General features: G+C 68.6%; 11 protein-coding genes and 1 pseudogene. 6 read left to right on the top strand and 6 right to left on the bottom strand.

The genetic code is table 11. The annotated features are described in order from the left end of the window. Nucleotides 1–299 precede the first annotated feature (299 nt). From QH196_RS01160 to QH196_RS01145, 4 genes are all read right to left on the bottom strand, one after another. Nucleotides 300–1,670, bottom strand: coding sequence for a sensor histidine kinase (locus tag QH196_RS01160; RefSeq protein ID WP_280413872.1), 1,371 nt, complete (start codon nt 1,668–1,670; stop codon nt 300–302). Beyond that, a complete protein-coding gene (locus QH196_RS01155; protein WP_432278187.1) occupies nt 1,667–2,371 on the bottom strand; it encodes a response regulator transcription factor in 705 nt (234 codons plus the stop codon). Before QH196_RS01155 ends, QH196_RS01160 begins: the two co-directional genes overlap by 4 nt. A 296-nt stretch (nt 2,372–2,667) precedes the next feature. Beyond that, nucleotides 2,668–3,066, bottom strand: coding sequence for a hemophore-related protein (locus QH196_RS01150; protein ID WP_280413871.1), 399 nt, complete (start codon nt 3,064–3,066; stop codon nt 2,668–2,670). A 92-nt stretch (nt 3,067–3,158) separates the two neighbouring features. Further along, complete coding sequence (locus tag QH196_RS01145; protein WP_280413870.1) at nt 3,159–5,099, bottom strand: AMP-binding protein; 1,941 nt, start codon at nt 5,097–5,099, stop codon at nt 3,159–3,161. A gap of 313 nt (nt 5,100–5,412) precedes the next feature. Here QH196_RS01145 and QH196_RS01140 point away from each other — a divergent pair, with 313 nt between their 5' ends. From QH196_RS01140 to QH196_RS01120, 5 genes are all read left to right on the top strand, one after another. Next, the gene (locus QH196_RS01140) at nt 5,413–9,213 is read left to right on the top strand and encodes a sensor histidine kinase (protein WP_280413869.1); all 3,801 of its coding nucleotides are present in this window, start codon (nt 5,413–5,415) and stop codon (nt 9,211–9,213) included. After that, on the top strand, nt 9,210–9,623 hold the full coding sequence (locus QH196_RS01135) for a roadblock/LC7 domain-containing protein (RefSeq protein WP_030522784.1): 414 nt from the start codon (nt 9,210–9,212) through the stop codon (nt 9,621–9,623). Before QH196_RS01140 ends, QH196_RS01135 begins: the two co-directional genes overlap by 4 nt. Nucleotides 9,624–9,630: 7 nt before the next feature. After that, the gene (locus QH196_RS01130; protein ID WP_033244145.1) at nt 9,631–10,005 is read left to right on the top strand and encodes a DUF742 domain-containing protein; all 375 of its coding nucleotides are present in this window, start codon (nt 9,631–9,633) and stop codon (nt 10,003–10,005) included. Further along, complete coding sequence (locus QH196_RS01125) at nt 9,986–10,588, top strand: GTP-binding protein (RefSeq protein ID WP_174555654.1); 603 nt, start codon at nt 9,986–9,988, stop codon at nt 10,586–10,588. The genes QH196_RS01130 and QH196_RS01125 overlap by 20 nt, the downstream gene beginning before the upstream one ends. Before the next feature lie 72 nt (nt 10,589–10,660). Beyond that, nucleotides 10,661–12,292 (top strand): carboxyl transferase domain-containing protein, encoded by a 1,632-nt coding sequence (locus QH196_RS01120; protein WP_280413868.1) that lies wholly within the window; start codon nt 10,661–10,663, stop codon nt 12,290–12,292. A gap of 109 nt (nt 12,293–12,401) precedes the next feature. Here QH196_RS01120 and QH196_RS01115 read toward each other — a convergent pair whose 3' ends face one another. Both QH196_RS01115 and QH196_RS01110 read right to left on the bottom strand, forming a co-directional pair. Beyond that, nucleotides 12,402–12,950 carry a hypothetical protein gene (locus tag QH196_RS01115; protein WP_280413867.1) on the bottom strand — a complete coding sequence of 183 codons (549 nt, stop codon included), beginning with the start codon at nt 12,948–12,950 and terminating at the stop codon, nt 12,402–12,404. Then, complete coding sequence (locus QH196_RS01110) at nt 12,947–13,225, bottom strand: helix-turn-helix transcriptional regulator (protein ID WP_062972656.1); 279 nt, start codon at nt 13,223–13,225, stop codon at nt 12,947–12,949. The genes QH196_RS01115 and QH196_RS01110 overlap by 4 nt, the downstream gene beginning before the upstream one ends. Nucleotides 13,226–13,325: 100 nt before the next feature. Here QH196_RS01110 and QH196_RS01105 point away from each other — a divergent pair. Next, nucleotides 13,326–13,934, top strand: a pseudogene (locus QH196_RS01105) (aldo/keto reductase); the annotation flags it as partial. Between the last annotated feature and the right edge of the window lie 179 nt (nt 13,935–14,113).

Below are 14,113 nucleotides of genomic sequence, written 5' to 3'. Positions count from 1 at the left end.
CGCCCCCCCCCCCCCCCCCCCCCCCCCCCCCCCCCCCCCCCCCCCCCCCCCCCCCCCCCCCCCCCCCCCCCCCCCCCCCCCCCCCCCCCCCCCCCCCGATGCGTTGAGGGGTTGTGTTTCCGGCGCCTGCGAACCCCGAAGACGGGCCCCTCCTCCGGCTGCCGCCGGCATTCGCGGCAACCTCCCAGTGCGCTTCGGGCAGTGGAGCCGGACGGATGAGGCGGCCTTGTCGATCTCGGCGCCACCCCGGTTCGGGCGGACCTGTTCGATTCTCTGTCGCCGGCCGCGCTGTGGGTGGTTTACCCGAGCGCGCCGTCGCGCCGGTCGTCCGGCAGGACGAGAACCAGACGGACTCCGCCGAGTGTGCCGTCGTCGAAGTAGGCCCGGCCGCCGTGTAACTGGGCCTGCTGGGCGACCAGTGCCAGACCGAGTCCCGATCCGCCCTTGTGGGCGCCGGTACCGCGCGCGAAGCGGGCGAAAACCGATTCCCGCTCGCCGGGCGGTATCCCGCGGCCGTTGTCGTCGACGGAAATGACGATGGTGCCGTCGTCGTGGCGGTGGGCCGACAGCACGGCTTCGGTCGCCTCGCCGTGTTTCACCGAGTTCTTCAGGGCATTGTCCACCGCCAGCCGCAAGCCCGCGGGCAGCCCGCGGGTGACCAGTTCGGCATCGGTATCGACGCGGACCACCAGGCCGGGGTAATGGCGCATCGCATCGTGGGCAGCCAGATCGCACAGTTCGGCGATATCGGTGTCGATATGGTCGCGTTCGGAGGTCAGGTCGCCGGAGGCCAGGCGTTCCAGTGCGGCCAGGGTGGTTTCCACCCGTTCCTGGCTGCGTTGCAGGTCGGCGAGGATTTCGGTGCGCTGTTCCTCGTTCAGGTCCAGCGTCGCCAGCACCTCGAGGTCGGTGCGCATCGCGGTGAGCGGGGTACGCAGTTCGTGCGCCGAGACCGCGGCGAAATCCCGCGCGGTTTCCAGGGCGGCCGCCGTTTCGGTCTGTGCCTGGTCGACCCGGCGCAGCATGGTGTTCACCGCATCCGCCAACTGCTCGGCCTCCAGCACGCCGGAGCTGTCCACCGGTTCGGGGGTGGCGTCACGAAAGCCGGTCCGGGCGCCGACCTGGCGGGTGAGCACCACGATCGGCCGGACTGCCCGGCCGCCGAACAGCCAGCCCAGCGCCGCCGATGCGGCGATCGCCGCCAGGCCCGCGAACAGCAGCCATCGTTGCTGGTCGGCCGTCGCCTGCGCGGCATCCGTGGCGGGGATCCCCAGCGATACCGTCCGGCCCGTCGGCTGGTTCTCGGTGGTGGTGAGCACCCGGTACGGGGTGTCGTCCACGGTGACCGTGCGTGATCCGGGGTCCAGTTCCGGCAGCCTGGTGACGCTGGAGGCCACCACCTGACCGTCGTCCCGGACGGTCAGCGCCATATCCCGGTCCGGCCCCACCAGGTTCACGATCCCGACCGCGATCACCGGGTCGATCACCACCAGCCGGGAGGCGATCCGCAGCTGCTGATCGGTCTGCTGCAGGTTGTTGCGTTCGATCGCCGGTACGGCGATGGCACTGACGAGCGCGACGATGAGTACCGATCCGGCGGCGGCCGCCCCGGCGACCCGGGTGCGCAGTGAATACGATCTGCGGCGCCGGCGGGTGACGCCGTCGCTCACTTGGTGTCCCGCAGGACGAACCCGACGCCGCGGATCGTATGCAGTAGCCGCGGGGTGCCGTCGACCTCCAGTTTCCGGCGCAGGTAGCCGACGAAAACGTCGACCACATTCGTATCGGCGGCGAAATCGTAGCCCCATACCAGTTCCAGCAGCCGTTCCCGGCTCAGTACCACCCCCGCGTTGCGGGCCAGTGTGGACAGCAGTTCGAACTCGCGTTTGGTCAGATCGATCTCCTGGTCCCCCAGAACCGCGCGGTATCCGGCGGTATCGACCTGTAGCGGCCCGACCACGATGGTGTCGGAGGGCCCGGTCGATGCGGTATCGGTGCGCCGGCGCAGCAGCGCTTTGATCCGGGCGACCAGTTCGGCGAGAACGAACGGTTTGATCAGGTAGTCGTCGGCCCCCGATTCCAGCCCGGCGATCCGGTCGCCCACCGAACTACGCGCGCTGAGCACACAGATCGGCACCTCGTTGCCCATCGCCCGCAGCGCCGTCACCACCCCCGCACCGTCGAGCACCGGCATGTTCATATCCAGCACGATCGCGTCCGGCCCGTTATCGGCCACCGCCCGCAGCGCCGCCGCCCCGTCCCGGGCGATACTCACCTGGAACCCGGACAGGCGTAAACCGCGCTCCACCGACGCGAGTACATCCTCATCGTCGTCGACAACCAGAACCGCGGGTTTGTTGGTCCGCTCCACACCGCCCAGTGTATTGACGCACCCGGAGGCGCCCCGCCCGCCGTCTCCAGGTGTTTGCACCGGGCGAGGCCCCCATCGAAGCGACCCGCATTTCCGCCCCGCCGCGTACCCGACGTGCCCAGCGGCGGCGCCGAGTTCAGCGAGGCCCTGAAAGGTTTTGGCCCGTCCAAGGAGGGCCAAAACCCCGCGCCCCCGGGGGCGGCGGCATATTTTCCGCGCAGTTGGTGTGGGAGGGGTGGGCCCCGCCATGGTGGCCAAAACCCCCGCGCCGCCGGAGGCGGCGCAATAGATACAGCTCAGTAGCTGTGGCAGGTGTCGGCCACGCCTTGCAGAGTGGCCTGCATCTGCTGGGCGCGCGGGTCGTTCTCGGCCTGCTGGGCGGCCTGCGGGTTCTGCTCGATGTACTGCTGCAGTTCGGCCCGGCGCTGTTCGACCGGCTGATCGAACTTCGCCTGCAGCTTGGCCTTGGCATCAGGGTTGGCATCCAGCATGGCCGCGAGTTCCGGGGCCTGGTCGTGGAGTGCGGCATCGACCTGGGCGAAGGAGCAGTTACTGGTCAGGAGGGGTTCTGCCATCTCCATGGGGCCCGCCGAGGCGACGGCGGGGCTCAGGAAGGCGGTGGCCGCGGCGGCCGCTCCCAGGGTGAGGGTGGTGAGACCGAACTTGCCGAACCGCCGGTTCGTGGTGTGTGCCATGGGGACTACTGCCTCCTACGTGTCGAGTCGAGCCGTGGCTCGTGGACCCCTCAGACCGTATGGGGCAGTGTTGGCCCGACTCTGAGGTTTTCTTAAGAGGAGTTTGTGTTTTGTGGCGGCTGGATGATCCGGGCCAGTTCGTCGAGGACAGTGGGATCCTCGATGGTGGAGGGTATTTCGTAACTCTCGCCCGCTGTCATCTGGCGGATGGTTTTGCGGAGAATCTTGCCGGAGCGGGTTTTCGGCAGTGCGGGGACGACGACGGCGTCGTACAGTCCGGCGACAGCGCCGATTTGGGTCCGGACTCGCTCGCTCAGTTCGTCGCGCAGCGTTTCGATATCTATCCGGGCATCGGATTTGAGTACTACATAAGCGATCGGCCGTTGCCCTTTGAGTTCGTCCGGAAGTCCGATCACCGCGCATTCGGCAACGGCTTCGTGCCCTGCGACGGCGGCTTCGATACTGCCCGCGGAAAGGCGGTGCCCCGCCATATTGATCACATCATCGCTGCGGCCGAGGACGAAAAGGTATCCGTCCTCGTCGAAATAGCCGGAGTCACCGGTCAGGAAATGACCCGGATACGCCGCCAGATAGGACCGCTTGAACCGCTCTTCGTCGTGCCACAGGCCGGTCAGCGCGCCGGGTGGTAGCGGAAGACCGATGACGATATTGCCCTCGGTGTTCGCCGCGACCGGATTACCCGAGGAATCCAGGACCCGCAGGCGGTAGCCGGGCACCGGTACCGAGGCGGAACCCGGTTTGATCGGCAGGCGCTGTATCCCGAGCGGATTGGCGCAGATGGGCCAGCCCGTTTCGGTCTGCCACCAGTGATCCACCACCGGGCAGTCGTCGCGCCCGGCGAGCAGTGTTTCGTCGGCCCAGGTGAAAGTGGCGGGGTCGAGCCGTTCGCCCGCGCAGAACAACGCGCGCAGGGAGGAAAGATCGTGCTGGTGGGCCAATTCGGCCGCGGGGTCGGCGCGGCGGATGGCCCGCAGCGCGGTGGGGGCGGTGAAGAAGGTGTGTACCCGATGCCGCGCCACCACTTTCCAGAACGCGCCGGCATCCGGGGTGCCCACGGGTTTGCCCTCGAACAGCAGCGTCGTGGCCCCGGCCAGCAGCGGGGCGTAGACGATATAGGAATGGCCGACCACCCAGCCCACATCGGAGGCGGCCCACATCACCTGGCCCGGCCCGACATCGTAGATATTGCGCATGGACCAGGTCAGGGCGACGGCATGCCCGCCGTTATCGCGCACCACCCCCTTCGGCTTACCCGTCGTACCCGACGTGTACAGCACGTACAGGGGATCGGTTGCCGCGACCGATACCGGGTCCACGGGTGCGGCATCACGTACCGCGGCGTCCCAGTCGAGCCAGCGTGCCGCGCCGCCGGCGACCGCCCCGAAATCGTGCTCGGGAAATCCGGCGCGCTGTTTCACCAGGACGGTCCCGGGGGCCGCGGTCTCCGCGAGTTCGAGTGCCCGGGCCACGATAGGGGGGTAATCGATGGTGCGGTTGGGTTCCAGGCCGCCCGAGGCGGTCACGATCAGCACCGGATCCGCATCATCGATACGCGCCGCCAGCTCGGGCGCGGCGAACCCGCCGAACACCACCGAATGCACGGCCCCGATCCGGGCGCAGGCCAGCATCGCGACGACGGCCTCGGGAATCATCGGTAGGTAGATAACGACCCGGTCACCGGCCTGAACGCCGAGGTCACGCATGGCGCCGGCGAATCGGGTGACCCGGTCGAGGAGTTCGGAATAGGTGTAGACCCGGCTTTCGCCGGTCATCGCCGATTCGTAGATCAATGCGGATTGCTCACCGCGGCCGCCGATCACATGCCGGTCGAGCGCGTTGTAGCACGTATTGAGGCGGGCTCCGGGAAACCAGCGCGAAATCGGGCGGGCGGTGTCCAGCGCCTGCTCGGGTGGGGTATCCCAGTCGATATCCGCCGCGGCCCGGGACCAGAACTCGGCGGGATCGACCAAACTGGTCTGATAGACCGGTCGATACTCGTTCCTCGCGTTCACCCGTGCTCCCTAGCCTCGCAGCAATCCTCGCCTCGATAGATCAGCACGATTGTGGCAGACTTCACGCGACCCCCTGACGGGTGTCGCGACCATGGCTTATGCCTGTAATCGGCTGGTCAACGTGCGCCAACCCGGGCCTAGTACACCAAGAAGTTATTGATCCGTTAGAATCTGATGACACGAATTCGGTCCGTCGTAGACGCAATTTCTCGGCCAGCCGCGACCCACGGGCAGCTCCACCCGTCGAGCCACTATGCGAGTGTGGAGTTCCCCTGTGGTGCATGGCTGGGGCCAGGTTGGAAAGTGAGTGGGAATGCGTGACGCCGCTAGGTCCGGCACGAAGCGCTGGGCGCTGAGTAACTGGGACCTTCGCTGGAAGGTTACGGCCGTCCTGGCTGTGCCGTTGGCGGTCGCGGTCGGACTCGGTGTGTCGAGGATTTCGGCGCAATGGGGCGAGGCGAATCGGCTGGGCTCGTCGGCCGAGAACGTCAGTCTCGTCCCGGCGGTCCTCGATCTCAGTTCGGCCACCTCGACCGTCGCCGGCTCACAGGCCATCGCGATCGCGCCCAACCGATCCATGGTCACCGATGACAACCTGACAACCCTGGATCAGACCATCGCGGCGGCCAAGGATGCGCTCGCCGACCTCGACGACCTTCCGGGCGCGCACCAGGCGCTGTCGGAGATGATCGATCAGGCCGAGCAGGTACGCGCCGGCGGTCTGGCACCGTCGGGTTCGCCCGACGAGGCAGTCGCGGAGCTGGACCGAGCCCGTAACGCCGGTGTCCGCACCGTGGAAGAGATCATCGGCGAGGTCGGCGACCCGTCGATCGACCCCGACAAACTCCGGCTCGTCGACGCGCTCAACCTGCGTTCCGCCATGGTCGGCGAGATCACCGCCGCCGCCGAACTGCTGCGGGATCAGGAAACCGGTGAACAGGCCTACCGGGCCGCGACCGATACCGAACTCGCCCTGCTGAACATTCTGAGCCAGCGCTACAACGCCGAAGACCCCGATATCGTGGCCCTGCGCGAGGGGGTCATGACCCGGCAGGCGATGCTGGACACGCCCGAGGCACAAGCCGGCCGGATCCCGCTGGGCGAAGCCCGCGAATCGCTGCTGGCGAGCACGTCGACCACCGATAAACTCATCGGCGAGGCGACCACCGAAATCGATAACGGTGTACAGCGGATGGCCGACCGGGCACTGTCCGACGCCGTCGTCTACTCCATCGTGGTGCTGCTGACCATCCTCGCGGCCTTGCTGCTGGCCGTATTCGTGGCCCGGTCGATGATCGTGCCGCTACACCGGCTGCGGCTGGCCGCGCTACGCGTCGCCGAAAGCGATCTGCCCGACGAGGTCGCCCAGTTGCGGACCGGTGCCGCACCGGAAGAGGTCCCGCTCGAACCGATGCCCATCCGGTCCGAGGAGGAGATCGGCCAGCTGGCCCGCGCGATCGACGATATCCACGGTCAGGCGCTGCGCCTGGCAAGTGATCAGGCGCAGATGCGTTCCCAGGTCAACGATATGTTCGAGACCCTGGCGCGGCGCAGCAAATCGCTTGTCGACCATCAGCTCAGCCTCATCGAGGCGATGGAGTACGACGAGAAGGATCCGCGCCTGCTGGAGAACCTCTTCCGGCTGGACCATCTCGCCGCCCGTATGCGCCGTAACGGCGACAACCTGCTGATCCTGGCCGGTACCAAACAGCGCCGCGCGAAATCGGCGCCGGTCGAGATCGCCGATGTGCTGCGCGCCGCGATCTCCGAGGTCGAGGACTACGAACGCGTCAAGCTGGGCGCCACCCCGCGCGGTGCCCTGATCGAACCGGCCGCTTCCGATATGGCGCATCTGTTCGCCGAGCTGCTGGACAACGCGCTGCGGGCCTCGCCGCCGGAAACCGATGTGAAGTTCACCTTCGCGCAGGCACACGACCAGGGCCTGCTGATCGAGGTCGCCGACCGCGGTATCGGTATGCCGCCGAGCGAGATGGCCGAGATCAACCGCCGGCTGGAGAACACCGCCGAACCCGGCCCGGACACCGCCCGTCATATGGGTCTGTTCGTCGTCGGCCGGCTCGCGGAACGGCATGGTCTCAACGTCCGGCTGCGGCCGACCTTCGATACCGCCCGCGATCCCGGTGTCACGGTGACCGTGCATGTGCCGATGAGCCTGATCGTGGCGGGCGAAACCCAGATCCTGCCGCTCGCGACCGGTTCGGGTCCGCAGCCGCTGGTGCCCAGCGACGCCGGTAAGAAGCCGAAACCGGACCAATCGGCCGACGAGGCCGCCGCCGCGGCGCTGCGCAATGCCGGCGGCCAATCCATGCAGACCCGCGGTATCAGTCGTACCGCCGACGGCAACATGATGGTCACCGTCGATCCGGGAATGAGCGGTCCGCTGCCGGCGGTCGAACGGCAAAAGCCGGGCGAGCGTCCGGCCGCTCCGGCGCCGACGGGCCCGGGTGGGCTGCCGCAGCGCCAGCCCGGTTCCGCGATGGCCGGTGGTCTGCGTGACGGTGAACAGGGCACCACGAGCCTGCGCCAGGCCAGCGCCGGCAGTACGGCGCAGCGCGGCAAGCTCGCCGCCGCCAACCTCCCCAAGCGGAATCTCGGCCCCGGCGGCGCCGGGGGCGGTGCCACCCCGACCCTGCCACCGCGTACCCCGGGTGATTCGCCCGCGGGTGGCGCACGTCCCACGGAGAGCGGCCCCAGCGGTTTGCCGCAGCGTCAGGCGGGCACCGGTGGGTCGCAGCCGGGTGCCGGTGGTCTGCCGCAGCGTCAGCCCGGTGGGGGAGACGCACAACGGCCCGGTCTCAATGGTCTGCCGCAGCGTCGGCCCGCGGGTGAGGACGCTTCGCAGTCCGGGCCGGCTGGTCTGCCGCAGCGTCGGCCGGCCGGTGGGGACGCGCCGCAGTCCGGGCCGGGTGGCCTGCCGCAGCGTCGGCCCGGCGCAAACGGTGCCCCCGGGGATCCCCAGACACCGCCCGCGCGCCCGGATTCCGAGCGCCCCGCCGAAACCGCATCGGAAACCGGGGCACCACAGCGTGCCTCCGGGCCGGTGCCCCCGCGGCGCCCCGCACCGCAGGGGCCCAATGGACTTCCGCAACGGGAACCCGGTACCAACGGTGCCCGCGAATCCGGCGGTCCGGGTCTGCCCCAGCGCCGCCCGGCGGGCGAACAGGGCCGGAGTGACCGGCAACCGCCGCAGCCGGCCGATCCCACGTCCGGTGCTCTGCCCACCGCGGGGGAAGCGACGCGTAACGGTCTGCCGTCCCGCGAAACCTCCGGTGAGCTGCCGGCGCAACGTGACCCGGCCGACGGCCTGCCGTCCCGGGACTCTTCCGGCGAACTTCCCGCCCAGCGGGGTCCCGCCGGTGCTCCGCCGCCCCGGCACGAATCCCCGGGCGGCGGGTTGCCGCAACGCGGTACGGGCGGTAGCGGCCTGCCGCAGCGCGGCGGCCCGGCCGGTAACGGCCGCCCCCGGCCCGCGGCTGCAGAAAACGGCCTGCCGCAGCGAGAGAACGCTACAGCGCCGCGCCCGCCCCGCCTTGATGAATCGGGTGGGCTGCCGCGGCGGCAGCCGGGTGGATACACCGCCGAGCGGTTCGACAACCCGCCGGGTGTCGCGCTGCCCCGGGAACCGGAACCCGCCGAGGGCTCCGCACCGGCCCGCGAACCCGGACGGCACAGCTACAAGTCCAACCCGGCGAAGACCGCTTCGTTCTTCCAGACCCGGCTGCAGCCGGCCGAGGAAACCGACAACGTGATGGGCGGTACGCCCATTTTCGCGGAGATGATGTCGGCCTGGCTGTCGGATCCGAACGCCGATCGTTCCCAGGCCGTCGCCTCCTTCGAATCACCGGGCGACGAGGGCTGGACGGCTGCTCGGCGGGCCAGCGAGGCCGAACCCGAAACCCGCACCGCGGCCGGTCTTCCACAACGTAATCCGGGCGGCCGGCTGGTGCCCGGCGCCGTCAACGGCGCCCAGGAGCGGACGCCGAGTCGCAATCCCGAATCGATCCGGTCTAGTTTGAGTCGGCACCAGCAAGGTGTTCGGGATGGCCGTGCAATGCGAGCAATGAACCTAACCGGAGACAAAGGAGACCGATGAACCCCGAACTAGGTGGTACGAACCGTCAGTTGGATTGGCTGGTTTCGAACTTCGCAGGCGAGGTTCCTGGCGTAGCCCATGCCGTCCTGGTCTCGGCCGACGGCCTGCTGATGGCGGCGAGTGCCCAGCTACCGGTCGATCGGGCCGAACAGCTCTCCGCTGTTACGGCCGGTCTGGCCAGTCTCTCGGTGGGTGTGTCCAATCTCTTCGAGGGCGGGACGGTCCTGCAGTCCGTCGTCGAAATGGAACACGGCTACTTGCTGTTGATGGCGGTGGGCGACGGGTCATACCTCGCTGTCCTGACCAACACGTCCTGCGATATCGGACAGGTCGGATACGAAATGGCTTTGTTGGTCGAACGCGTGGGCCAGACAGTTCAGGCCACTCCGCGCGTCACAATGGGTTCCTGATGGTGGGATGGACATAGAGGATCACCGCGTGGGAGGCTCCGAGCCCAGTCTCGTGCGTCCGTACTCGCTGACGGCCGGCCGTACCCGGCCGAAGGTGGAGTTGGCGCTCGAGGCTCTCGTCGCGTCCCATCCCATTCCGCTCGAACGCCAGTACGAACTGAGCAATATCGAGAACTCGATAGTCGAGTTGTGCAGGGAGTCGCCGTCGGTCGCCGAACTAGCGGCGCGACTGGGTATACCGATCGGGGTGGCGCGTGTATTGGTAGCGGACCTGATCGAAGCCGGGCATGTCCGCGTTTCGGCGACTTTGAAAGACGATTCCAGCGACGATGAACGTCGCGAGCTGATCGAAAGGGTTCTCAGTGGACTCCGGCGTATATGATTCGACGGCGCAGGTCGATACCCGTGTCAGCAAGCCGACCTCGGCAAAGATCGTGGTCGCAGGCGGGTTCGGCGTGGGCAAAACGACGCTGGTGGGGGCAGTTTCGGAAATCGTCCCGTTGAGAACCGAGGCTCTGGTGACCAACGCCAGTGCCGGGATCGACAGTCTCGCGGGTATCGAGAGCAAATCCACCACCACGGTGGCCATGGACTTCGGCCGCATCAGCCTGGCCGACGACCTGGTGCTGTACCTGTTCGGCACCCCGGGCCAGTACCGCTTCTGGTTCATGTGGGACGACCTGATCCGTGGCGCCATCGGCGCGGTGGTGCTGATCGATACCCGGCGACTGGAGGACAGTTTCGCGGCGGTCGACTACTTCGAGGCGCGCAATCTGCCGTTCCTCGTCGCGCTCAACCAGTTCGACGACGCTCCGCAGTATCCGATCGAGGATATCCGGCAGGCGCTGGCGGTTCCCGCCGATGTGCCGATCATGCCGATCGACGCCCGGCGCCGGGAACCGGCCAAGGAAGCGCTGGTGCGGCTCACCGAGTACGCCCTGCAGAAGGTCACCCGCGGCTACTGATCCGGTGCCCGTCATACTGGTCGGCGTGCCGGTAGGGACAGTTGGGGTGCCGGGCGACCCGGGACGGCTCGGATGACGCCGGCGAAACGCCGGATCGGCTCTCGCGAGCTTCTCGACGCGCTGCTCGATCCGGGAACCTTCGTGAGCTGGGATGCGCCGCCGATAGCGGTGGCGCAGACCGGCGCCTACCGGTCCGCACTGGCCGAAGCGGCCGCAGCGGCGGGTACCGACGAATCGGTACGCACCGGTGAAGGCCGGTTGCGTGGCCGCCGGATCGCGGTCATCGCCTGTGAGTTCGCGTTCCTGGCGGGCTCGGTGGGCGTTGCCGCCGCCGAACGGATCGTCCGCGCGGTCGAGCGGGCGACAGCGGAGGGTTTACCGCTGGTCGTATCGCCTACTTCGGGCGGCACCAGGATGCAGGAGGGCACGGTCGCCTTCGTGCAGATGGTGAAGATCGCCGGCGCGGTCGCCGCGCATAAATCGGCCGGGCACCCCTACATCGTGTACCTGCGGAATCCGACCATGGGCGGGGTTTTCGCGTCGTGGGGGTCGCTGGGGCATATCACCTTCGCCGAACCCGGCGCACTCATCGGCTTTCTCGGGCCGCGCGTGTACGAGGCGCTGTACGAGCGGCCCTTCCCGCCCGGCGTGCAAACCGCGGAGAACCTGTATCGGAGCGGGGTCATCGACGGGGTCGTCGAGGTATCGGTCTTCCGGCGGATCGCCCACCGGGCACTGAGCGTGTTCAGCGGCATTCCGGACGAGCCGAAACCCGCAGCCGGAGAACATCCTTCCGGCGTCGAACCGGTGGGTGTGGCCTCGTCCACCGCGAGTTCTGCGATTCCGGAGACCGAGGTCCTGGACACCGGGACTCCAGGTGCCGAGTCCGTGCGTCCCGGAGGTGGTCAGCAGACGGGCGGGGACACCGGACCGGTCGAAGCGTGGGAGTCGGTGCGTATTTCGCGGCGCCCCGATCGGCCGGGGATTCGTGAACTTCTGCGCCGGAGCAGGCAGCGGGTGCCGCTCAGCGGAACGGGTCAGGGGGAGACGGACCGCACGGTGGTCCTCGCGCTGGCCCGCTTCCAGGGCCGTCCGTGTGTGGTGTTCGGACACGATCGCGCGCACCAGGATCCGGAGCACACCATGGGCCCGGCTGCCCTGCGGTCGGCGCGGCGCAGTATGCAGCTTGCTGCCGAATTGCGGCTGCCGCTGGTGCTGGTGATCGATACGATCGGTGCCGCGTTGTCCAAGGAGGCGGAGGAAAGGGGCCTGGCGCCCGAAATCGCCCGCTGCATTGCCGATCTGGTGACACTGGATACGCCTACCGTTTCGGTGCTGCTCGGCCAGGGAACCGGCGGCGGTGCGCTGGCGTTGCTACCGGCGGACCGGGTGCTGGCCGCGACACACGGTTGGCTGGCGCCGCTGCCGCCCGAAGGGGCGAGCGCTATCGTGCACCGCGACACCGAGCACGCTGCGGAATTGGCCGCGCAGCAGCGGATCCGGTCGGCGGATCTGCTGGCCGACGGGATCGTGGATCGAATCGTGCCCGAATACCCGGACGCAGCAGCGGAACCGGACGATTTCTCCCGCCGCATGGTCGCCGCCATAGCCGAAGAGTTGATTACGCTGTCGGACCGACCCGCGCAGCGGTTACGGGAGGTCCGGCACCTCCGGTACCGCCGCCTGGGGCTTGGCCCGGCATAGCCATGCGAGAGGCCGAGCGGTGGCGTCACCGGGAACCGCCCGGCTCTCGCTGCCCTGTTCCGAACCGCCGGCCGATCGCAGCGGGGGATGGTCCTGAGATCGCCTTCGCTCAGCTCTCCGGTTCCGGGTCGGGCTTCGACCAGGCGAGGATCATGGCCGGTGCGCACCCGCCGGCCAGCAGCGTCGCCAGGAGCATGACGCCGCCGGCGTAGGCGGTGCGGAAGGCGTCGGCCTCCGGGAACAGTGCGCCGCTGTAGATGAGGTACATCACCGGGACGATGCAGAGTGATTGCGTAATGGTGAGACCGATCGAGCGGGCGGTTTCGCGCTGGGCCATCTCGAGTTCGTCGAGGGTTTCGGCGGGTGCGTTGTCCTGTGCGTGCGACACGATCCGCAACATGGTCCAGGACGGCAGGAAGATCAGGGCGCTCAGGCCGCCGGCGAGTGCGGCCCATTCGAGGCCGAACGCGCACAGTACCCCGGCGGCGAACAGCGCGGTGAGCGCCACGGCGACGGTGATCACCAGCGCGTGCCGGCGGCCGCGGGTGCGCCAGCCGGGCAACATTCCGGCGAGCTGTTTTTCCCGGACGAGCCACCGCCGGACGCGGTAGGCCTGGTAGCGGTCGAGCAGGGTGGACGGTGCGGTGGCTGCGGTCATGGCAGCTTTCCTTTCTCGCGCGGATAGAGCTCGGCCGACAGCGGGGTGAATTCGGTGCGGGAGAACACCGCCTCGACCGGCAGCCCGAACACCTCGCAGATCCGCAGGGCCAGGTCCAGGCTGGGGTAGTGGTTGCCGCGTTCGAGTGCGCCGATCGTCTGTGGGTTGACGTTCACCGCTTCCGCCAGTGCGGCCCGCGACATCCGGTGTTCCGCGCGCAGTACTGCGATGCGGTTGTAGATGGGGAGGGTTTCCCCCCGTCTTACTGGGCTCACACAACAGAGTGTTGTAAAAACCCAACATTTTGTCAAGGTGATGCGGACACGGGACCCGGATTCGTTGACCTGCCGCCGAACCGCTCCTACCGTCGAAGCGGTGACCACTAGACGTGAGATCGGTGTTGTCCCGCCCATCGTGCTCAACGATGGGAGCCTGATTCCGCAACTCGGTTTCGGGGTCTTCCAAGTACCGCCGGACCAGGTCTTCGATACCGTCACCGCCGCGCTGCGCGCCGGGTATCGCAGTATCGACACCGCGGCCGCCTACGAGAACGAAGAAGGCGCCGGCCGCGCCATCCGGCAGTTCGGTCTACCCCGGGACGAGGTCTTCGTCACGACCAAGCTCTGGAACTCCGAGCAGGGCTACGAATCGACCCTGCGCGCCTGCGCGGCCAGCCTCGACCGGCTGGGCCTGGAGTACCTGGACCTCTATCTGATCCACTGGCCGGTTCCCGCCGCGGATAAATTCGTGGACACCTTCCGCGCCTTCCAGCGTCTGAAGGCCGACGGCCGGGTGCGGTCCATCGGCGTCTCGAATTTCCGCGTGACCGATCTGGAAAGGATTGCCGCCGAAACGGGGGAGACGCCGTCGGTGAACCAGATCGAATTGCATCCCCGGCTCGTGCAGCGTGAACTGCGCGAATACCACGCCGAACACGCCATCGCCACCGAGGCTTGGAGCCCGCTCGGCCAGGGCACCCTGCTCGGGGGGGGCGGGGGGTGCCCCGGGGGCCGGGGGGGGGGGGGGGGGCCGGGGGCGGGGCCCGCCGCCGGGGCCCGCCGCTAACCCCGACCCCGGCATTGTGGGGGCCGCCCGGGGGGTGGACCCCCCACACCCACCCCCACAGCGGGGGCCCCCCCCGGGGGGGGCGCCGGTCCCGGGGC

This window comes from Nocardia carnea, assembly GCF_029868325.1.
GTDB lineage: Bacteria > Actinomycetota > Actinomycetes > Mycobacteriales > Mycobacteriaceae > Nocardia > Nocardia carnea_C.
The sequence above is the reverse complement of the archived record's forward strand: the minus strand, read 5'-3'. Positions and strand labels throughout refer to the sequence as shown.